Source organism: Streptomyces sp. cg36 (genome assembly GCF_041080675.1).
Taxonomy (GTDB): domain Bacteria; phylum Actinomycetota; class Actinomycetes; order Streptomycetales; family Streptomycetaceae; genus Streptomyces.
Window position 1 is genome coordinate 5,427,118 of the sequence record NZ_CP163520.1, and the last position, 19,120, is coordinate 5,446,237.

Below are 19,120 nucleotides of genomic sequence, written 5' to 3' on the forward strand. Positions count from 1 at the left end.
CTACACCTCGTACCGCACCCCGGTCAGCTGCTCGGAGGCCACCCACAGGCGCTCGCCGGTGGTGTCGTCCAGGGTCCACTTGGCGCGGGAGGAGCGGGCCGGGGCGCCGCGCCAGCCCTGGAGCCGGGGGCCGGTGAAGGAGTCGGGGCGCACGCCCGGGGCGGTGGCGGCGTAGAGGGTGGGCAGGGCGCCCGCCTCGGCGCTCTGGGCGATCACGCGGTTGCCGACCTCGACGATCCGCTCGGCCAGCCGCCGTCCCTCCATCCGCACGCCCGCGGTCTGGAGGTTGGTCGAGGCGTAGCCGGGGTGCGCGGCGGCGGCCACCACGGGGGAGCCCGCGGCGCGCAGCCGCCGCGCCAGCTCGTGGATGAAGAGCAGGTTGGCGGTCTTGGAGCGGGCGTAGGCGATCCAGCGGCGGTAGCGGCGCTCGCTGTTGAGGTCGGTGAGCTCGATGTCACAGAGGGCGTGCAGTCCGCTGGAGACGGAGACCACCCGGGCCCCGGAGGCCGCCCGCAGCCGTGGCAGCAGCAGACCGGTGAGGGCGAAGTGGCCCAGGTGGTTCACGCCGAACTGTCTCTCGAAGCCGTCCGCGGTCCTGCCGTACGGCAGCGCCATCACGCCCGCGTTGTTGACCAGCAGGTCGAGCCGCTGGTGCGGATACGTTTCGGCGAACGCCCGCACCGAGGCCAGGTCCGCCAGGTCCAGGGGGCGGAACTCCACGTCCGCGCCATGGATCTGGCGGTGGATCAGCGCCACCGCCTCGTTGCCCCGGCCCTCGCTGCGGCAGGCCAGGACCACGTGCGCGCCCTTGCGGGCCAGCTCGCGTGCCGTGATGAACCCGATGCCGCTGTTGGCCCCGGTGACGACGGCCGTACGGCCGCTCTGGTCCGGGATGTCCCGCGCGCTCCAGCCCTGAGTCATGCGGTCACCGTACCGTCCGGTAGGTACCCGTGAGCAGGGGGCGTCGGACCGGCGCGGGGGGATCAGGCGGCCGAGCCGCCGTCGATCACCAGGTCCGTGCCGACCGCCGAGGCCGCGTCGTCCGAGGCCAGGTAGAGCACGGCCGCGGCGATCTCGGCGGTGGTGGAGACCCGGCCCAGCGGCGAGCCCTCCTTCATCCGCTCCGCGCGCTCGGCCTCCGACTCGCCCGCGCGCAGCGACATCGTGGTGGCGGAGGCGCCCGGGCTCACCGCGTTGATGCGGACGCCGTCCTGGATGTGGTCGAGGGCGGCGGCCCTGGTGAGCGCGCTGACCGCGGCCTTGGTGGCGAGGTAGCCCGCGCCGCCGGGGATGCGCATGTGGGCGCCGAGGTTGGAGGAGATGTTGACGATGGCGCCGCCGCGCGGCTGGGTGCGCATCTGCGCGATCTCGGCCTGGAGGGCGAGCAGGACGCCGGTCAGGTTGATGTCGACCATCGCCTGCCAGTCCTCGGCGGCCAGTTCGGCCACGGGCGCGCCCACCCGGCCGCGCAGCACCCCGGCGTTGTTGACGGCCACGTCCAGCGAGCCGAACCGGGCGACGGTGGCGGCCACCAGCTCCCGTACGGACTCGGCGCGCGAGACGTCGGCGGGGAAGGCGGCGGCGGTGCCGCCCGCCGCCTCGATCAGCGCCACGGTCTCGTCGAGGGGGGCGGCGGTCCGTCCGGCGACGGCCACCGAGGCCCCCTCGGCGGCCAGGGCGAGGGCGACGGCGCGGCCGATGCCGGTGCCGGCGCCGGTGACGAGTGCGGTGCGGCCGGTGAAGCGAGCAGACATGATATTTGACCAATCATTCCAGTATGAGGGCAAGGGAAAGTTGGGGTGCAGGGCGAGCGGGGCCGGCCCCACGGGTCCGGTGCGGGGCGGGACGGTCCGGCGGTTCGGTACGGGGGTGGGGCCGGTCCGGCGGTTTCGGTGCGGGGCGGGTCAGTCCAGCAGGGTCAGTGCGGCCTCGGCCGCGTCCCGGACCCTGGCCGGGTCGCCGGACGCCTTGCCGACCACCCGCAGCCCCTGCATGAGCACCAGGAGCATCCGGGCGAGCGCGCGCGGGTCGCGGTCGGCGGGCAGTTCGCCCTGGGCCGCGGCCCGTACGAGCGCCGCGTGCAGCAGGGTCTCCAGCTGCTCCCAGCCGCGCTCGACCCGGCGCGCCGCGGCGGCGTCGCGCGGGCCGATCTCGGCTGCGGCGTTGGTGGCGAAACAGCCGGTCAGACGGGTCTCCTCGGCGCTCGACTCGGCCGCGAAGCGGCGCACCACCGCCTTGACGGCGGGGAGCGCGGGGCCCGGTCCCGACAGCTCGCGGAACAGGGTCGCCGCGCCCGTCTCGCCGTACCGGTCGAGCGCCTTGAGGTACAGCTCGTGCTTGTTGCCGAAGGTGGCGTAGATGCTGGCGCGGCCGATGCCGAGGTGCGCCACGAGGTCCGCCATCGACGTCGCTTCGTATCCGCGCCGCCAGAACAGCTCCAGGGCCGACTGCAGCGCGGCGTCCGGATCGAATTCCTTGGTCCTGGCCACGGGGACGACAGTAGTTCTATGTGGAACGATCGGTCAAGTACGTCTGCACGGACACCTCTTCGTCGTCCAGGCACCGGCCCGTCTCCAGGTCGAACCGCTGCTTCAGCAGCGGCGAGGCCACGTACGGGCGGCCCCCGGGCGAGGTGCCCAGCAGCCCGCGCGAGAGCACGTACGCGCCGGTGAAGGGGTCGCGGTTGTCGATCGCGTAGGCCCGGCCGGTGCGGTCGGTGAAGACCGCCGCCTGCCGCCCGTCGGGGAGCAGCGCCGCCACGCCCCGGCCGGGGACCAGCCGGGCCCGCTCGCACACCGCGAACCAGCCGTCGTCCAGCAGCAGTTGGATGTTCTCGCTCATCGGGCGGCCACCTCCAGGGCCAGGACGGGCAGTTCGGGCTTGATCTGACCGCGCTCCGGCACGAACCGCACCGTGGGGTCGGGGGTGCCGGGCGCGTTGACGAAGGAGACGAACCGGGCGAGCCGCTCGGGGTCGTCGAGGGTCTCGGCCCACTCGTCGCGGTAGTCGCTGACATGGCCGGCCATCAGCGCCTCCAGCTCGTCGCAGATGCCCAGCGAGTCGTGCACCACCACGTCCCGGACGTGCCCCAGGCCGCCCTCGATCCGCTCCAGCCACACCGAGGTGCGCTCCAGGCGGTCGGCGGTGCGGATGTAGAACATCAGGAACCGGTCGATCAGCCGGACGAGTTCGCCGTCCGTCAGGTCCTGGGCCAGCAGGTCCGCGTGGCGCGGGGTCGCGCCGCCGTTGCCGCCCACGTACAGGTTCCAGCCGTTGGCCGTGGCGATCACGCCGAAGTCCTTGGACTGGGCCTCCGCGCACTCGCGGGCGCACCCCGACACCGCCGACTTCAGCTTGTGCGGGGAGCGCAGCCCCCGGTAGCGCAGCTCCAGCTCGATCGCCATCCGCACCGAGTCCTGCACGCCGTAGCGGCACCAGGTCTGCCCGACGCAGGACTTCACCGTGCGCAGCGACTTGCCGTACGCGTGCCCCGACTCGAACCCGGCCGCCACCAGCCGCGCCCAGATCACCGGCAGCTGGTCGACGCTGGCGCCGAACAGGTCGATGCGCTGGCCGCCGGTGAGCTTGGTGTAGAGGCCGTGGTCGCGGGCCACCTCGCCGATGACGATCAGCTTCTCGGGGGTGATCTCGCCGCCGGGGATGCGCGGCACGATCGAGTACGAGCCGTTGCGCTGGATGTTGGCGAGGAAGTGGTCGTTGGTGTCCTGGAGGGCGGCCTGCTCGCCGTCGAGGATGTGGCCGCCGCCCAGGCTCGCCAGGATGGAGGCGACGGCGGGCTTGCAGACCTCGCAGCCGTCGCCGCCGCGCGCGGACTCGCGGCCGTGCTCGTCCAGGAGCTGCCGGTAGCCGCGCACGCGCAGCGCCAGCGCGATCTCGTACAGCTCCTGGCGGGTCTTGGCGAAGCAGTCGCACAGCCCGCCGTCGCCGGTCTTCGGCAGCAGCCGTTCGATGGTCTTGACGCAACTGGCGCAGCCGGTACCGGCCCTGGTGCACTTCTTGACCTCGGCCAGCGAGCCGAGCGGGGTGATGGCCCCCTTGGCGACGTTGTGGCAGGAGCAGATCACCGCGTCGTCCGGCAGCGACTCGGGGCCGAGCGCCACCGGCGCGCCCAGGCCCGCGGGCAGCACCAACTGCTCGGCCGGGACCGGCGGGACGTGGCCGGTGAGCGGGCGCAGGGTGCCGTACGCGTCGGCGTCGCCCACCAGGACCCCGCCCAGCAGGGCGCCCTCGGGGGAGACCACCAGCTTCTTGTAGATGCCCGAGCGGGCGTCGGCGTAGAGCACGTCGAGGGAGCCCTCGGCGGCGCCGTGCGCGTCGCCGAAGGAGGCCACGTCCACGCCGAGCAGCTTCAGCTTGGTCGACAGGTCGGCGCCGGTGAAGGACTTCTCGCCGCCGGCGGCGGTGAGGGCCCCGGCGACGGTGAGGGCCATCTCGTAGCCGGGCGCGACCAGGCCGTACACCCGGCCGTCGGCGGTCAGGGCGCACTCGCCGATCGCGTACACGGCCGGGTCCGAGGTGCGGCAGCGCTCGTCCACGACGATGCCGCCGCGCTCGCCGACCGCCAGACCGCAGTCGCGGGCCAGCCGGTCGCGCGGGCGCACCCCGGCCGAGAAGACGACCAGGTCGGTGGCGAGGGCGGAGCCGTCCGACAGGAGCATCCCAGTGACCGCGCCCGTGCCGGTGATCTCCTGGGTGCCCACGCCGGTGTGGACGGTGAGGCCCATGTTCTCGATGGTGCGCAGCAGCGCGGCGCCGCCGCCGTCGTCGACCTGCGCGGGCATCAGCCGGGGCGCGAACTCCACGATGTGCGTGTCGAGCCCGAGCCCGCGCAGCGCCCCCGCCGCCTCCAGACCGAGCAGCCCGCCGCCGACCACCGCGCCGGTGGCCGCCGTCGCCGCGTACGCCTCGATGGCCAGCAGGTCCTCGATGGTGCGGTAGACGAAGCAGCCCGTCAGCTCCTTGCCGGGCACCGGCGGGACGAACGGGTACGAGCCGGTGGCCAGCACCAGCACGTCGTAGCCGAGCGTGCGCCCGGAGCGGGCGGTGACCGTGCGGGCGGCCCGGTCGACGGACTCCACCGGGTCGCCCAGGCACAGCTCGATGCCGTGCTCCTCGATGAACCCCGGCTCCACCATGGACAGTTCGGCGGGCGTGGTGCCGGAGAAGTACGAGGTGAGGTGGACCCGGTCGTACGCGGGGCGGGGCTCCTCGGCGAACACCACGACCCGGTCGCGGCCGGTGGTCCCGTTCTCGGCCAGGGCCTCCAGGAACCGCTGGCCCACCATGCCGTGACCCACCACCACGATCGTGCGGGCGGTGGCCGAGGGCGCGTGTGTGGTCATGTCGGGACCCTCCGTCGTGGGTGAGGCGGCTGCGGCGGGGCGGGGCGGCCGGTGTCGCGGCCGGCCGGGCCCCGCTCGCCCGTCACCCCAGCCTGCGCGGCGGCTGTTTCCCGTCCGGATCTGACCGGTTTCCCGGGAGCAACACCCCGCTCAGCGGCGCGTGGAGGGACCTGTGAGCCTTCTGGAAACGGGAGGCGCGGGGCGGTGAGCCCGGGGCGGCCCCGGCACCGGCGGCCGGGGCGGTGGGGTGGCGCGCGACGGTGGGCCCGGGGCGGGCGCCCATGGTCGTGGGGCGGGCGCCCATGGCGGTGGGGCGGCGCGGGGCCGCTCCCGCTCAGGCCGTGCCGGTCAGATGGGCGAAGACCACGACATTGCCCCGGTAGCCCGACTTCTCGCTGAAGCCGCCGCCGCAGGTGATCACCCGCAGCTCGGGGCGGCCGGCCGGGCCGTACACGCGCCGGTCGGGGAAGGCGTCGTTCGGGTACACCTCGACCGCGTCGACGGTGAACACCGCCGTGCGCCGGTCCGCGCGGGCCACCTCGATGCGGACGCCCTTCTTCAGCGCGCCCAGCGCGTAGAAGACGGCCGGGCCGCGGGCGTCGTCGACGTGCCCGGCCAGCACCGCCGTGCCGTCGGCCCCGGGCGCGGTGCCGTCCTGGTACCACCCGGCGGTGTCGGAGCGGCCCGGCGGCGGTACGTCGAGCGAGCCGTCGCGGCCGAGCCCGAGCCGCATGACGGGCGCGTCCACCCGGATCGCCGGGATGCGCACGCGGACCGGTTCGGAGGGGGCCAGCGGCGCACCGGGCCGCCCCGCGCGCGTCTCGGCGGCGGGCGGTACGGCCGCGGGCGCGCGGGACGGCGCGGCGCCGCCCGGCGCGACGGCGCCCGCGAACGCCTCGGCCCGGGAGGGCTGGGGCGGCTCGGCCGTCTCGGTGCCCTGGCGCACCAGCCACACCCCGACGCACACGGCGATGCATATCAGCCATCCGTTGCGCCGCCGGGCGGCGTGGGCGTCCCGGATCGCCTGGGCGGACCGGGGCGGCGGCGGCCACTGCGCCGACAAGGGCGGTCAGCCCCGGCCCTGCGGGCCGTTCCCGCGCCGGCGCAGCAGCAGTCCGCCGGTCACCGCCGCCACCGCGAGGACGGCCGCCCCGGCCGCGATCTCGACCCGGTTGGAGGTGACCGTGGCGCCGCCCACGCCGGTCTTCACATGGCCCCGGGGCTCGGTGGGCTCGCTCCAGATCTCCCGGCCGTCGCGCCCCTCGCGCCCGCCGGTGCTCGCGCCGCTGCCGCCCGCGATCGTCAGCTCGCCGCGTACGGACTTGCCGTTGTCGCAGGTCACGGTGACCTCGGCGGGTCCCGGCCGGGCTCCGTGGCCGACCGTGAACTGTCCGGCCAGCACCTCCTTGTGCGTGGAGGTGGTCAGCTGGAACTCCCCGTCGCCCGCCGCGCGCGCGTCCCCGTTCGCGTGTCCGTCGTGGCCGCACGCCGTGGTGTTCACGGTGACGGTGGTGCCGGGCGAGGCGGTGGTGGGCCAGACCTCGACGCCGCCGCCCCCGAAGTCGTTGGCGTACGCGGGCGCGCCGCCGAGGCCGAGCAGGGCGGCCGCGAGCGCGGAACCGGTCAGCAGGCGGGCAGTGCGCATGGGTGGGTCCTCCGGGGAGCGGGGTGCCGTGCTTCTCCCTCCGAGGTAAGTGGCCCGCGCCGACGCCCGCCCCCCGGCGGGGGGCGAAAGGGTGACGGCGCCGGGCCGTCACCCGTTCGCGCGCCCGCCTCAGACGGTGTCGGCCGGGATCCGGGCGAAGCACCGCCAGAGGGTCCCCATCAGCTCGCTGTCCACCGCGAACGCGGTGCCGTCGATCCGGGCCACCGGGGCGATGCCCTGCGAGTTGGTGACGAAGGCCGCCGAGTACGCGCCGAGGCCGCCCAGCGACACCGGGCGCCGCACGCTGGCCGTCCCGTGCGCGGGCAGCGCCGCCTCCAGCAGCGCCATGGTGGTGCCGAGCAGCGCGGGCCGGTCCGGCCAGACCACCGAACTCCCGTCCCAGAAGGCGATGTTGGTGACGGCGCCCTCGGCGATCTCGCCGCCCGGCCCGGTCAGCAGCGCCTCGCTGAAGCCCTTGGACTCCGCGATCCGGCGGAAGTACGCCTGGCCGAAACCGCCCAGGTGCTTGAGGTGGGCCGCGGGGCGCTCGTACGGCACGGACAGCAGGCTCTGCGGCTCCGGCGACAGGTCGATCGGCGGCCGTACGGTCACCATCACCGTCGGCCGCTCGGCGGGCCCGTACACATAGACCCGCACGGCCGCGTCCCGCCGCCCCGCGCCCGCGAGCGCGCCGCGCACCAGCGCGCGCACCCGCTCGCCGTCGAGGCCGGGGCCGAACAGCTCGCGGGTGGCCGTGTCGAGGCGGGCCAGGTGCAGGGCGAGGCCGCGGACCGCGCCGCCGCGCACCTGCATGGCCGTGAAGTGGCCGTAGCCCCCCGTCAGGGCGGGGACGCGGAGGTTCTCGGCGTCGGCGGGGCGGCCGTCGATCTCGGCGTACTCAGTCGTCATGGACCCCACCGTAGTGCGGCCGGCGCGGGGGCCCCGGGCCGGTGGCGGGCGCCGGGGGCCCGTCCGCGCGCGCCGCCGGCGCGGCCGGTGCGGACGGGCCCGGGAGGGGGTGCGGGTCAGCCGACGGAGACCGCCGACCAGGCCGCGGCCACCGCGTTCTGCTCGGCGCTGCCGCTGCCGTAGAGGTCCTTCGCCGCGTTCAGGGTCGCCGTGCGGGCGGCGGCGTAGTTGGTGGAGGACGTCATGTAGACGGTGAGCGCCCGGTACCAGATCTTGCCGACCTTGTCGTGGCCGATGCCGGAGACCGCGGAGCCGTTGCAGGTGGGGCTGTTGTACGAGACGCCGTTGATCACCTTGGCGCCGCTGCCCTCGGACAGCAGGTAGGCGAAGTGGTTGGCGACGCCGGAGGAGTAGTGGACGTCGAGGTTGCCGACGCCCGAGCTCCAGCAGTCCGCGGAGTTGCCGTCGGTGGAGGGCTTGTCCATGAAGCGCAGCGCGGGCTTGCCGAAGCCGGGCTTCACGATCTTCTCGCCGATGAGGTAGTCGCCCTGGTCGTTGGCGTTGGCCGCGTACCACTCGACCATGGTGCCCATGATGTCGCTGGTGGCCTCGTTGAGGCCGCCGGACTCCCCGGAGTAGGTGAGGGCGGCCGTCTTGGAGGTGACGCCGTGCGACATCTCGTGCCCGGCGACGTCGAGCGCGACCAGCGGCCCGAACGTGGTGCCGTCGCCGTCCCCGTACGTCATGCAGAAGCAGCTGTCGTCCCAGAAGGCGTTGTTGTAGTTGCTGCCGTAGTGGACGCGGTTGTACGAGCCCTTGCCGTCGCCCGCGATGCCGTTGCGGTTGTGGACGTTCTTGTAGTAGTCCCAGGTGGTGTTGGTGCCGTACTGGGCGTCCACGGCGGCGCTGGAGCGGTCCGTGTTGACGCCGGATCCCCAGTGGTTGTCGGCGTCGGTGAACAGGACGGCGGGCGCCCGCACGAAGCAGATGCCGAAGATGCACAGGTCCGTCTTGTTCTGGGAGTCACCGGTGTAGGTGTTGCCGCGCGTGGGGTCCTTGAGCTGGTACGTGGACCCCGAGAGCGTGGTCTCCAGGGGCACGGTGCCGCTGTACAGCGACTTGCCGTCGCCCGCCGCGGTCTCGATGGAGTCCCAGGCGTCGATCCGGGCGCCGGTGCGGGCGTCGGTGAGCACCACGCGCGCCACCGGGTTGCCCAGCGAGTCCCGGGCGGCGGTCTGGGTGCGCCAGGCCAGCTTGGGCGTCCCGTGCAGGGCGTCGACGACGAGCCGGGGCTCGGCGGTGAGGTCCTTGAGGGCGGCGCCGCGGTGGGCCGCGCGCAGCTCGGCGGAGGCGAGCCCGGCCGCGCGGGGCGCGGAGAGCGCGGGGGTGGTGCTGGGCACGGCCAGGTCGTTGGTGACGGCCCGGTCGGCGCCCCGGTAGGCGCCGGTGGGGGAGAGGTGGACGACGAAGTCGCCGCCGAGGACGGGCAGTCCGCGGTACGTGCGGTCGTAGCGCACATGGCGGCTGCCGTCCGGGTCCACGATCACGTCCCGTACGGACATGGCCTGGGCGGCGGTCACGGCGAGCGCGGCGGTGTGGGCGTCGACGGCGGCGCGCGCGTCGCGGACGGCGGCCTCGCGGGAGGGGGCGGGCCGGGGTCCGGCCACGGCGGAGGCGGGGGCGAGCGCGGCGGCGACCATGGCGCCGGCCGCGACGGCTATCCCTGCGGTGGTGAGGCGCGATGCGTTCCGGGTCGGTCTCATCGGGCTCCTCGTCATGGGGGGTTGGCTCGGGTGTGACGCTGATGCCGCATCAGATTTAAGGGGACATGACATTTACTGTCCAGAGCGCGAGGCCGGAATCCGGACGGGGGAGGGGGCTGCGGGGGCGTCCCCCCGGGCCCCCTTGTTGCTGCCGCGCCCCGCCCGGCACCTCCAGCGCCCCGCCGTGCCCCCTCACGCCTCCGGCAGCGTCACCGTGGCCGCGGCGCCCCCCGAGGCGCGGTTGCTCAGGGTCACGGTCGCGCCGATGACCTCCGCCTGGCCGAGCGTGATCGTCAGGCCGAGGCCGGTGCCCCGGCCGCGCTCCGCCGCGCCGGTGACGAACCGGCGCGGCCCTTCCAGCAGGACCTCGGCGGGGAAGCCGGGACCGTGGTCGCGCACCGTCACGGCCGGGCCGGAGACGGTGACCTCGACCGGGTCCGCGCCGTGCCGCCGGGCGTTGGCCACCAGGTTCACCAGGATCCGCTCCAGCCGCCGGGGATCCGTACGCACCACGGCGCCCCCGTCGACGGCCACCGCACCCGCGAAGCCACAGCGTTCGAGTACCCCCTCCACCAGCGGCCCCAGCGGGCGCACCTCCAGCTCGGGGCGCTCCACCCGGGCGTCCAGCCGGGCCACTTCGAGCAGGTCCTCGGTGAGCGTGCGCAGCACCGCGACCCGGTCGCGCACCAGCTCGGTGGGGCGGCTCGGCGGCAGCAGCTCGGCGGCGGTGTGCAGCCCGGTCAGCGGAGTGCGCAGCTCGTGCGCCACATCGGCGGTGAACCGCCGCTCGGCCTCCAACTGCCGCTGGAGGGAGGCGGCCATGGTGTCCACCGCGTGCGACAGCTCCGCCACCTCGTCGCGGGAGTCGGCCGGTCCGGCCCGGCCGATCCGGGCGTCGAGCTCGCCCCGGGAGATCCGGCGCGCGGTGGCCGCGGCCGTCCGCAGCTCCCGGCTGAGCCGGCTGGCGAGGCCCACTCCGCCGACCGCGGCGAGCGCCACCACCAGCGCCCCCCACGCCACCAGCGCGCGGTCGAACTCGCGCAGTTCGGCGCGTTGCGCGGTGAGCGGCAGCCGCACCGAGAGCACCTGGTCGCCGATGGGCCGCGCGGCCCACACCGCCGGTGCCCGCCCGTCCAGGTCGACGAAGGTGCCGCGGTGGCCCGCCCGCGCCGAGTCGCGCAGCGCGGACGGTAGCCGCCCGTCGTCCACCGCCGCGTCCGTGTCGCTCTGCTCGACGCGCCCGGTCAGCTCGTACAGCTGGCGCACCCGCACCAGCTGCGCGCTCGCCGACTCCCGTGCGGTGTCCACCAGTTGCGCGGCCCGCGCCTGGTGCATGGCCACCCCGATGGCGACCGCGACCAGCGCGCAGCCGCCCGAGAGCAGCGCCGCGATCTTCCAGCGCAGGCTGAGGCCGCGGACGAGCGCGCGCAGCCTGCGCACCGGGCGGGCGGCGCCCGCGAGCCACATGGCCGGGCGTCCGCCCGTACCGCGCCTCACGGCCCGTCCTCCGGCTCCGGCGCGTCTTCCTCGTCGTCGCGCTGGTACGTCCTGATGTCGCTCACCGAGGAGAGGCGGGCCCCGTCCCAGCGGTAGCGGACGGCCTGCTCGGCGCCGTCGTCGGCGGCGCTGCGCACCACCAGGTCGGTGCCGACGGTCTCCACCCCGAGCAGCTTGCCGCCGATGTGCAGCACCGGGACGACCTCGCCGTCGCGGGCCGTGTACACGGCCATCGCGGTACGGCCGCTGTCCAGGTCGGCCGAGAGGATCAGTTCGGGCTGCCCGTCGCCGGTGAGGTCGCGCAGGACGGGCGGGCGCAGCCCCGGCTGCCCCGGCCGCGCGGCCTTCTGCGGCTTGCCGAGGACCTTGGCGCGCGGGTCGGCCCTGAGCACCTCGGCCGGGTCGATCCCGGCGAGTCCGCTCCCGGGCACCCGGATCCCGCTCAGCGGCGTCGGCGCGGGCCGCGGCGCGCTGACGGCGGGGCCCGGCCGTTTGCGGGCGATGCCGTCCCAGTCGGGCCACAGCGGCTGCGGGCTGGGCTGGGCGGCCACCGGGGGCGCGGTGCCGCCGTCGCGCAGGCCGGCGGGCACGCCGCAGCCGCCGAGGGCGAGGACGCCGACGGCGAGCACGGCTACGGCCGTACCGGCGCGAACACTCTTGATCATGAAGTGGCAGGACCTGGGGCAGGGGGCGGGGAACCGGCCGGTCGCACCGGCCGCGACAATCGACGGTAGATCCGGAGCATCACGGAATCCGGGACGGTGTGTAACAGCTGTGCGTACACCGTGCCTCAGTCGTCGGATCAGGGACTTCCGACCCGTCCGTACGTCCCTGCCACCCCGGGAGCACCTGTGGAAACGGTCGAGCCGGCACCCGCGCGGAACCCGGCGGAGCTGCCCTTCTTCGTCTACGGCACCCTGCGCCCCGGCGAGCGCTACCACATGAGCCTGCTGCACGGCCGGACCGCGTCCGAACACCCCGCGCGGCTGCCCGGGGCGGTCCTGTACGAGGGCCCCGGCTACCCGTACGCGACGAGAGGCGACGGATCCGTCACCGGCACCCTGATCACCCCGCGCCCCGAGGAGTACGCCCGGGTCCTGCGGGTCCTGGACCGGCTGGAGGAGTGCCACGGGCCGGGTGACCCGCGCAACCTGTACGACCGGGTGGCGTGCACGGTCGACCTGCCCGGCGGGGCCACGGCCCGCGCCTGGGTCTACCTGGCGGCGCCGCCGCTGGCCCGGCGGCTGCGGGCCGCCGGGACCGTGGTCCCCGGCGGCGACTGGATCACGGCGCGGAGCCGAGCGCGCGCGCTACCCCCGGCTCCTTCGGGCCGAGGAAGCGCGGATCCGGGGTGAGGACCGCGTCGGCCACGGCCTTCCCCGCGGCGAGCACCTCGCGGGCGGCGCCGTAGTACCAGGTGGCGTCGTGGACGGCGTCGACCGCGACCCCGTACGAGTCGACCCCGGCCGCCTCGCACAGCGCGACCGCCCGGCGGATGTGGAAGCCCTGGCTCACCAGGACCGCCCGCTCCACCCCGAACACCTTCCTGGCCCGCACGCAGCTGTCCCAGGTGTCGAAACCCGCGAAGTCGCTCACCACCTGCCGGTCCGGCACGCCGTGGCGGACCAGATAGGTGCGCATGGCGTCCGGCTCGTCGTACTCGGCCCGCCCGTTGTCGCCGGTCACCAGGACCGCCCGGACCTTTCCCGCCCGGTACAGCTCGACCGCCGCGTCCAGGCGGTGCGCCAGGTACGGGGACGGCTCGCCCCGCCACAGCCCGGCCCCGAACACCACCGCCACCCCGGACGCCGGCGCCTGCGCGACCGTGCCGACCTTCCCCTCGGCGGCCGTGAACGTCCAGGCGGCCGGGGCGAGCGCCAGCGTGCACAGGGCCGCGACGCCCTGCACGGTCCGCCGCTGTGCGGTGCGGGTGCGCGGCAGGCGCATGCGGGTCCCCCGGGGCGTTGGTGGCGAGCGGTACGACCGTTGCGACGCGCGTGAGGGGGGCCGCGGTTCTCGCGGGCGGCGGCCGCGCGCGTGAGGAGGCGGAAAACACCCGTCACCACGGCGCAACGGCGTGGCAATGTGGGCCCGGCAGGATCGGTCCATGACGGAGACGGAGAAGCCCGCGCAGCACCAGCCCGCCCGCCGCCCGCTGCCGCTCGACAGCACGGCCGAACTCCTCACCCGCATCACCGCCCAACTGGGCAGCCAGCTCAGCCACCTACGACCGAACGGGAGCCGCAGGCCGATGCCATCCACCCCCCGGCCGGACGCCGCCGGACCCGCCCCGGTCGCCGCCGCCCGCCGCGGCGGTGCCGCCGGGTCCGCCGCCGCCCGCCGCGGCGGTGCCGCCGGGCCCGCCACCGTCGCCGCCCGCCGCGACGACCCCGCCGGACCCGTCCCGCCCGCCGCCCCCGGCCGCGCTGCCGCCGGATCCGCCCCCGGCGGCGACCCCGCCGGACCCGTCCTGGTCGCCGTCGCCCACGGCAGCCGCGACCCGCGGGCGCTGCGCACCGTCACCGCCCTGCTCGGCCTGGTCCGCGAGCTGCGTCCCGGGCTCGACGTGCGGCTCGGCCACATCGAGATCGACGAGCCCGCCCTGCCCGCCACCCTCGCCGGGCTCGGCGCGGGCCGCGCCGTCCTGGTGCCGCTGCTGCTCGGCCGGGGGTACCACGTCAAGCGGGACGTCCCGGCCGCCGTGGCGGGCGCCCCGCGGCTGCGCGCCCGCGTCGCCCAGCCGCTCGGCCCGCACCCGCTGCTCGTGGAGGCGCTGTACGAGCGGCTGCTGGAGGCCGGGTGGCAGGACGACGCCCGCACCCGGCGCACCGGCGCGGTGGTCCTCGCCGGGGCGGGCTCCCGCGACCCCGAGTCCGCCGCCGACGCCCGCCGCACCGCCGGACAGCTGGCGGAGCGGCTCGGCGGGGTGCCGGTGATACCCGCGTACGCCTCCGCCCTCGCCCCCACCGTCCCCGAGGCGCTGCGGGCGCTCGCCGGGCGCGGGCGCCAACGCCTCGCGGTCGCCTCGTACTTCACCGCGCCGGGCCGGTTCGCCACCCAGTGCGCCGGGCACGCGCGCGGGATCGCCGCGGCCCCCCTCGGCGCCCACCCGGCCGTCGCCCGCCTCGTCCTGCACCGCTACGACCAGGCGCTGGCCGCCGCCCCCTTCGCCCCCCTGCACCGCGAACTGGCCACGGCCTGATCGGCTCCGGCACGCCGGTTGTCGGTGGTTCCGTTTACTGTCGGGGCATGGAAGGCATCGCAGCACACCACCCCGGATACGACCCGTCCGACGCGGAGCGGTGGGCCGCCGAGCCAGACAAGCGGCCCGGCCGCACCGCCTTCCAGCGCGACCGCGCGCGCGTGCTCCACTCCGGCGCGCTGCGCCGCCTGGCGGGCAAGACGCAGGTCGTCACCCCCGGCGTCACCGGCGGGATGTGGGACGCCAGCCCGCGGACCCGGCTCACCCACTCCCTGGAGTGCGCCCAGGTCGGCCGCGAGCTCGGCGCCGCCCTCGGCTGCGACCCCGACCTCGTCGAGGCCGCCTGCCTGGCCCACGACATGGGCCACCCGCCCTTCGGGCACAACGGCGAACAGGCGCTGAACGACTTCGCCAAGGACTGCGGCGGCTTCGAGGGCAACGCCCAGTCGCTGCGCCTGCTGACCCGGCTCGAACCCAAGCGCTTCGTGCGCGGCGAGCACGGCGAGCCGGTCAGCGTCGGCCTCAACCTCACCCGCGCCGCGCTGGATGCGGCCACCAAGTACCCGTGGCCGCGCGGCGCCCACCCCACCGACCCGCGCTCGGTGAAGTTCGGGGTGTACGAGGACGACCTGCCGGTCTTCGACTGGATCCGCCGGGGCGCCGAGCCGTACCGCAAGTGCTTCGAGGCCCAGGTGATGGACTGGTCCGACGACGTGGCGTACTCGGTCCACGACTTCGAGGACGGGCTGCACGCCGGGCACATCGACCCCAACCTGCTCTTCGCCGAGCCGGAGCGGGCGGACATCTGGCGCGTCGCGATCGGGCGGTACGTGCCGGACGACACCGATCCGCAGGAGCTCGCCGACGCCCTGGACCGGCTGATGGCCGAGGAGTGGTGGCCGCACGGGTACGACGGGTCGGCGGTCGCCCAGGCCCGTCTCAAGGACGCCACCAGCCAGCTCATCGGCCGGTTCTGCCTGGCCGCCGAGAGCGCCACGCGCGGGCGCCACGGCGCGGGCCGGCTCAGCAGGTACGGGGCGGAGCTGGTGGTGCCGCGCGCCGCGCGCAACGAGTGCGCCGTACTGAAGGCGGTCGCCGTCCGCTACGTGATGCAGCGCGAGGACCAGGAGCGGCTCCGCGCCGACCAGCGGGTGATTCTGGCCGAACTGGCCGAAGCGCTCACCGCGCGCGCCCCCGCCGACGGCCTCGACCCGCAGTTCCGCGCCCTGTTCGCGGATGCGTGCGACGACCGGGAGCGCAAGCGGGTCATCGTCGACCAGATCGCCTCCCTGACCGATGCGGCGGCCCTTTCCCTGCACGCCAGACTCACTGCCCGTCACGGATGAGGCATGGTGGACGCACCCGTGAAGCACCGATGAAGCCCGGCCACTCGGCCGCCCCGACGGAGCCAGCCCTCTTCCCCCACCACGCTCCGTGCGGGACGCTCGCAGATGGCGGCTGAGCAACGAGGAGGCATCAAGTGGTCGACGCAGACCGGACATTTGTCATTGTCGGTGGAGGACTGGCCGGGGCCAAGGCCGCCGAGACCCTGCGCGCCGAGGGGTTCAACGGCCGGGTGATCCTCATCGGAGACGAACGGGAACACCCCTATGAACGGCCGCCCCTGTCCAAGGGGTTCCTCTCCGGCAAGGAGGACCGCGACTCCGTCTTCGTCCACGAGCCCGCCTGGTACGCGCAGCGCGACGTCGAGCTCCACCTCGGCCAGACCGTCGTCTCCATCGACCGCGCGGCCAGGACCGTGCGCCTGGGCGACGGCACCGTCATCGGCTACGACAAGCTGCTCCTCGCCACCGGCTCCGAGCCCCGCCGCCTCGACATCCCCGGCACCGGTCTCGCGGGCGTCCACCACCTGCGCCGCCTCGCCCACTCCGAGCGGCTGCGCCACGTCCTGAAGGCGCTCGGCCGCGACAACGGCCATCTGGTGATCGCCGGGGCCGGCTGGATCGGCCTGGAGGTCGCGGCGGCGGCCCGCGGGTACGGGGCGGAGGTCACCGTCGTCGAGCCCGAGCAGACCCCGCTGCACCAGGTGATCGGCCCCGAGCTGGGCCAGATGTTCGCCGATCTGCACGCCGAGCACGGGGTGCGCTTCCACTTCGGCGCCCGGCTCACCGAGATCACCGGCCAGGACGGCATGGTGCTGGCGGCCCGCACCGACGACGGCGAGGAGCACCCGGCGCACGACGTGCTCGCCGCGATCGGCGCCGCCCCGCGCACCGCGCTCGCCGAGGCCGCCGGGCTCGCGCTCGTCGACCGGGAGCACGGCGGCGGGATCGCGGTGGACGCCTCGCTGCGCACCTCCGACCCGGACGTCTTCGCCGCGGGCGACGTGGCCGCCTCCCACCACCCGCTGCTGGACACCCGGCTGCGGGTGGAGCACTGGGCCAACGCCCTCAACGGCGGCCCGGCCGCCGCGCGCGCGATGCTCGGCCAGGACGTCACCTACGACCGGATCCCCTACTTCTTCTCCGACCAGTACGACCTGGGCCTCGAATACTCCGGCTGGGCACCGCCCGGCTCCTACGACCAGGTACTGCTCAGGGGCGACGCCGGAAAGCGCGAGTTCATCGCCTTCTGGCTCAGCGAGGGCCGGGTGCTGGCGGGGATGAACGTGAACGTGTGGGATGTCACAGACGCGATCCAGAGCCTGATCCGCGCCGGGTCCAAGGGCGTCCAGGTCGACCCGGACCGGCTGGCCGACCCGTCGGTGCCGCTCTCGGAGCTCGTACCCGACGCCTCCTGACCCCGCCCGGACCGCCCCGGCCCGTCACGGCGCGCCCCGACCCGTCCCGAGTGTCACCGCGTCACCGTAGAATTGCCGCGTGGCAGGCAGGATCAACGATGACGACGTGAAGGCGGTCCGGGACGCGGTCCCGATCGACGCCGTCGTGTCCGAGTACCTCCAGCTGCGCAACGCGGGCGGCGGCAACCTCAAGGGCCTCTGCCCCTTCCACGACGAGAAGTCCCCGTCCTTCCAGGTCAGCCCCAGCAAGGGCCTCTTCCACTGCTTCGGCTGCCAGGAAGGCGGCGACACGATCGCCTTCGTGCGGAAGATCGACCACCTGTCGTTCTCCGAGGCGGTCGAGCGCCTCGCCGCCACCGCGGGCATCACCCTGCGGTACGAGGAGGGCGGCTACAACCCGTCCCACCAGCGCGGTGAGCGCATCCGGCTGGTCGAGGCGCACAAGATGGCCGCGCAGTTCTACATCGAGCAGCTGGGCACCAGCCCCGAGGCCGAGGTCGGCCGCGCCTTCCTCGCGGAGCGCGGCTTCGACCAGGCCGCCGCCGCCCACTTCGGCGTCGGCTACAGCCCGGCGGGCTGGGACCACCTCACCCGCTTCCTGCGCGGCAAGGGCTTCAGCGACAAGGAGCTGACCCTCTCCGGGCTCTCCCAGGAGGGCCGCCGGGGCCCCATCGACCGCTTCCGCGGCCGGCTGATGTGGCCGATCCGCGACGTCTCCGGCGAAGTCGTCGGCTTCGGCGCCCGCAAGCTCCGCGACGACGACAACGGCCCCAAGTACCTCAACACCCCCGAGACCGCGATCTACAAGAAGTCGCAGGTGCTGTACGGGATCGACCTCGCCAAGAAGGACATCGCCAAGTCCAGCCGCGCGGTCGTCGTCGAGGGCTACACCGACGTCATGGCCTGCCACCTGGCCGGGGTCACCACCGCCATCGCCACCTGCGGCACCGCCTTCGGCGGCGACCACATCAAGATCCTGCGCCGCCTGCTGATGGACAACGGCAGCGCGCGCGTGATCTTCACCTTCGACGGTGACGCGGCGGGCCAGAAGGCCGCCCTGCGCGCCTTCGAGGACGACCAGAAGTTCGCCGCCGAGACGTACATCGCCATCGCCCCCGACGGCATGGACCCCTGCGAGCTGCGGCTGGCCAAGGGCAACGAGGCGGTGGCCGACCTGGTCCAGCCCCGCACCCCGCTCTTCGAGTTCGCCATCCGCCAGATCGTCCAGCGGTACGACCTGGAGACCCCGGCGGGCCGCGCCGCCGCCCTGGACGAGGCCGCCCCGATCGTCGCCCGGATCAAGAACGTGGCGTCCCAGCACGAGGTGGCGGTCCAGCTGGCCGGCATCCTCGGCATCCTGGACACCCAGTTCGTGGTCAAGCGCGTCGCCCAGCTGGCGCGTTGGGCCCGCGACCGCGGCGGCAAGGGCCCGGCCCCCCAGGGCCGCCGGGAGTACGGCGAGGTCCAGGCCCCGTCCGCCGCCCCCGCCGGCCCCGCGCTGAACCTGCGCAGCCCCGCCCACCGCACCGAGCGCGAGCTGCTGAAGCTGGCGCTCCAGCATCCGAACCTGGTCTCCCCGGCCTTCGACGCCTACGGCGTGGACGAGTTCACCGCCCCGCCCTACGCGGCGGTGCGCCAGTGCGTCATGGACGCGGGCGGCGCCGCCGACGCGCCCTCCGACTACCTCCCGGCCGTCATGGACTCCGCGCCCAACGACACCGTGCGCGCCCTGGTCACCGAGCTCGCCGTGGAGTCCATCCACGCCCGCGTGGTCGACGAGGCGTACGCGGGGGAGCAGCTGGTCGCCGTCCGCCGCCGCGCCGTCGACCGCCGGCTGCTGGACATCCAGGGCTCGCTGGCCCGCCTCGGGCAGAACGGCGACCCGGAGCGACTGGCCGCCGTGCAGAACGAGTTGTGGGTCCTCCAGCAGTACGGACAGGCCCTGCGCAACCGGGGCGCCGAGGCCCTCTGAGGTCTGGC

General features: G+C 75.1%; 17 protein-coding genes. 5 read left to right on the forward strand and 12 right to left on the reverse strand.

Features of this window, described 5'->3' with window-relative positions; translation table 11 throughout:
- The 11 genes from AB5J87_RS23955 to AB5J87_RS24005 form a co-directional block, all read right to left on the reverse strand.
- Entirely contained in the window at positions 1-921 is a 921-nt protein-coding gene (locus AB5J87_RS23955; RefSeq protein WP_369379152.1) for an oxidoreductase, read from the reverse strand.
- 62 nt (positions 922-983) lie between these two features.
- Positions 984-1,754 carry an SDR family NAD(P)-dependent oxidoreductase gene (locus AB5J87_RS23960; RefSeq protein ID WP_369379153.1) on the reverse strand — a complete coding sequence of 257 codons (771 nt, stop codon included), beginning with the start codon at positions 1,752-1,754 and terminating at the stop codon, positions 984-986.
- Positions 1,755-1,904: 150 nt separating this feature from the next.
- Positions 1,905-2,489, reverse strand: coding sequence for a TetR/AcrR family transcriptional regulator (locus tag AB5J87_RS23965; RefSeq protein WP_369379154.1), 585 nt, complete (start codon positions 2,487-2,489; stop codon positions 1,905-1,907).
- Positions 2,490-2,505: 16 nt separating this feature from the next.
- Positions 2,506-2,841 carry a nitrite reductase small subunit NirD gene (gene nirD / locus AB5J87_RS23970; RefSeq protein WP_369379156.1) on the reverse strand — a complete coding sequence of 112 codons (336 nt, stop codon included), beginning with the start codon at positions 2,839-2,841 and terminating at the stop codon, positions 2,506-2,508.
- Positions 2,838-5,363, reverse strand: a complete 2,526-nt coding sequence (gene nirB, locus AB5J87_RS23975) for a nitrite reductase large subunit NirB (protein ID WP_369379158.1) — start codon at positions 5,361-5,363, stop codon at positions 2,838-2,840. The genes nirD and nirB overlap by 4 nt, the downstream gene beginning before the upstream one ends.
- A 334-nt stretch (positions 5,364-5,697) precedes the next feature.
- The gene (locus tag AB5J87_RS23980) at positions 5,698-6,384 is read right to left on the reverse strand and encodes a class F sortase (protein ID WP_369383655.1); all 687 of its coding nucleotides are present in this window, start codon (positions 6,382-6,384) and stop codon (positions 5,698-5,700) included.
- A 48-nt stretch (positions 6,385-6,432) separates the two neighbouring features.
- Complete coding sequence (locus AB5J87_RS23985) at positions 6,433-7,008, reverse strand: hypothetical protein (RefSeq protein WP_369379160.1); 576 nt, start codon at positions 7,006-7,008, stop codon at positions 6,433-6,435.
- Positions 7,009-7,137: 129 nt separating this feature from the next.
- Entirely contained in the window at positions 7,138-7,917 is a 780-nt protein-coding gene (locus AB5J87_RS23990; protein WP_369379161.1) for an aminotransferase class IV, read from the reverse strand.
- Positions 7,918-8,033: 116 nt separating this feature from the next.
- Positions 8,034-9,680: a M4 family metallopeptidase gene (locus AB5J87_RS23995; RefSeq protein WP_369379162.1), complete on the reverse strand. Its 1,647-nt coding sequence runs from the start codon at positions 9,678-9,680 to the stop codon at positions 8,034-8,036.
- Positions 9,681-9,872: 192 nt separating this feature from the next.
- On the reverse strand, positions 9,873-11,177 hold the full coding sequence (locus tag AB5J87_RS24000) for an ATP-binding protein (protein WP_369379164.1): 1,305 nt from the start codon (positions 11,175-11,177) through the stop codon (positions 9,873-9,875).
- Positions 11,174-11,842, reverse strand: coding sequence for a hypothetical protein (locus AB5J87_RS24005; protein WP_369379166.1), 669 nt, complete (start codon positions 11,840-11,842; stop codon positions 11,174-11,176). Before AB5J87_RS24005 ends, AB5J87_RS24000 begins: the two co-directional genes overlap by 4 nt.
- A gap of 186 nt (positions 11,843-12,028) precedes the next feature.
- Between AB5J87_RS24005 and AB5J87_RS24010 the strand changes: the two genes are divergently transcribed.
- The gene (locus AB5J87_RS24010) at positions 12,029-12,532 is read left to right on the forward strand and encodes a gamma-glutamylcyclotransferase family protein (RefSeq protein WP_369379167.1); all 504 of its coding nucleotides are present in this window, start codon (positions 12,029-12,031) and stop codon (positions 12,530-12,532) included.
- Here the strand turns inward: AB5J87_RS24010 and AB5J87_RS24015 are convergent.
- Complete coding sequence (locus AB5J87_RS24015; protein ID WP_369379168.1) at positions 12,462-13,124, reverse strand: vancomycin high temperature exclusion protein; 663 nt, start codon at positions 13,122-13,124, stop codon at positions 12,462-12,464. The two genes, AB5J87_RS24010 and AB5J87_RS24015, sit on opposite strands and share 71 nt — an antisense overlap.
- A 160-nt stretch (positions 13,125-13,284) precedes the next feature.
- On the opposite strand from AB5J87_RS24015, the gene AB5J87_RS24020 reads away from it, so the two are divergent.
- The 4 genes from AB5J87_RS24020 to dnaG all read left to right on the forward strand — a co-directional run bounded on the left by AB5J87_RS24020 (position 13,285) and on the right by dnaG (position 19,112).
- The gene (locus AB5J87_RS24020) at positions 13,285-14,379 is read left to right on the forward strand and encodes a sirohydrochlorin chelatase (protein ID WP_369379169.1); all 1,095 of its coding nucleotides are present in this window, start codon (positions 13,285-13,287) and stop codon (positions 14,377-14,379) included.
- Positions 14,380-14,426: 47 nt separating this feature from the next.
- Entirely contained in the window at positions 14,427-15,725 is a 1,299-nt protein-coding gene (locus AB5J87_RS24025; RefSeq protein ID WP_369379170.1) for a deoxyguanosinetriphosphate triphosphohydrolase, read from the forward strand.
- Between the two features lie 134 nt (positions 15,726-15,859).
- Complete coding sequence (locus AB5J87_RS24030) at positions 15,860-17,140, forward strand: NAD(P)/FAD-dependent oxidoreductase (protein ID WP_369379171.1); 1,281 nt, start codon at positions 15,860-15,862, stop codon at positions 17,138-17,140.
- Positions 17,141-17,219: 79 nt separating this feature from the next.
- Positions 17,220-19,112, forward strand: coding sequence for a DNA primase (gene dnaG, locus AB5J87_RS24035; protein WP_369379172.1), 1,893 nt, complete (start codon positions 17,220-17,222; stop codon positions 19,110-19,112).
- The last annotated feature ends 8 nt before the right edge of the window (positions 19,113-19,120 follow it).

Coding starts and splice junctions, on each gene's coding strand:
- AB5J87_RS23955 (WP_369379152.1), bottom strand. CDS start 921: ATGACTCAGGGCTGGAGCGCGCGGGACATCCCGGACCAGAGCGGCCGT.
- AB5J87_RS23960 (WP_369379153.1), bottom strand. CDS start 1,754: ATGTCTGCTCGCTTCACCGGCCGCACCGCACTCGTCACCGGCGCCGGC.
- nirD (WP_369379156.1), bottom strand. CDS start 2,841: ATGAGCGAGAACATCCAACTGCTGCTGGACGACGGCTGGTTCGCGGTG.
- nirB (WP_369379158.1), bottom strand. CDS start 5,363: ATGACCACACACGCGCCCTCGGCCACCGCCCGCACGATCGTGGTGGTG.
- AB5J87_RS23985 (WP_369379160.1), bottom strand. CDS start 7,008: ATGCGCACTGCCCGCCTGCTGACCGGTTCCGCGCTCGCGGCCGCCCTG.
- AB5J87_RS23990 (WP_369379161.1), bottom strand. CDS start 7,917: ATGACGACTGAGTACGCCGAGATCGACGGCCGCCCCGCCGACGCCGAG.
- AB5J87_RS23995 (WP_369379162.1), bottom strand. CDS start 9,680: ATGAGACCGACCCGGAACGCATCGCGCCTCACCACCGCAGGGATAGCC.
- AB5J87_RS24005 (WP_369379166.1), bottom strand. CDS start 11,842: ATGATCAAGAGTGTTCGCGCCGGTACGGCCGTAGCCGTGCTCGCCGTC.
- AB5J87_RS24015 (WP_369379168.1), bottom strand. CDS start 13,124: ATGCGCCTGCCGCGCACCCGCACCGCACAGCGGCGGACCGTGCAGGGC.
- AB5J87_RS24020 (WP_369379169.1), top strand. CDS start 13,285: ATGACGGAGACGGAGAAGCCCGCGCAGCACCAGCCCGCCCGCCGCCCG.
- AB5J87_RS24025 (WP_369379170.1), top strand. CDS start 14,427: ATGGAAGGCATCGCAGCACACCACCCCGGATACGACCCGTCCGACGCG.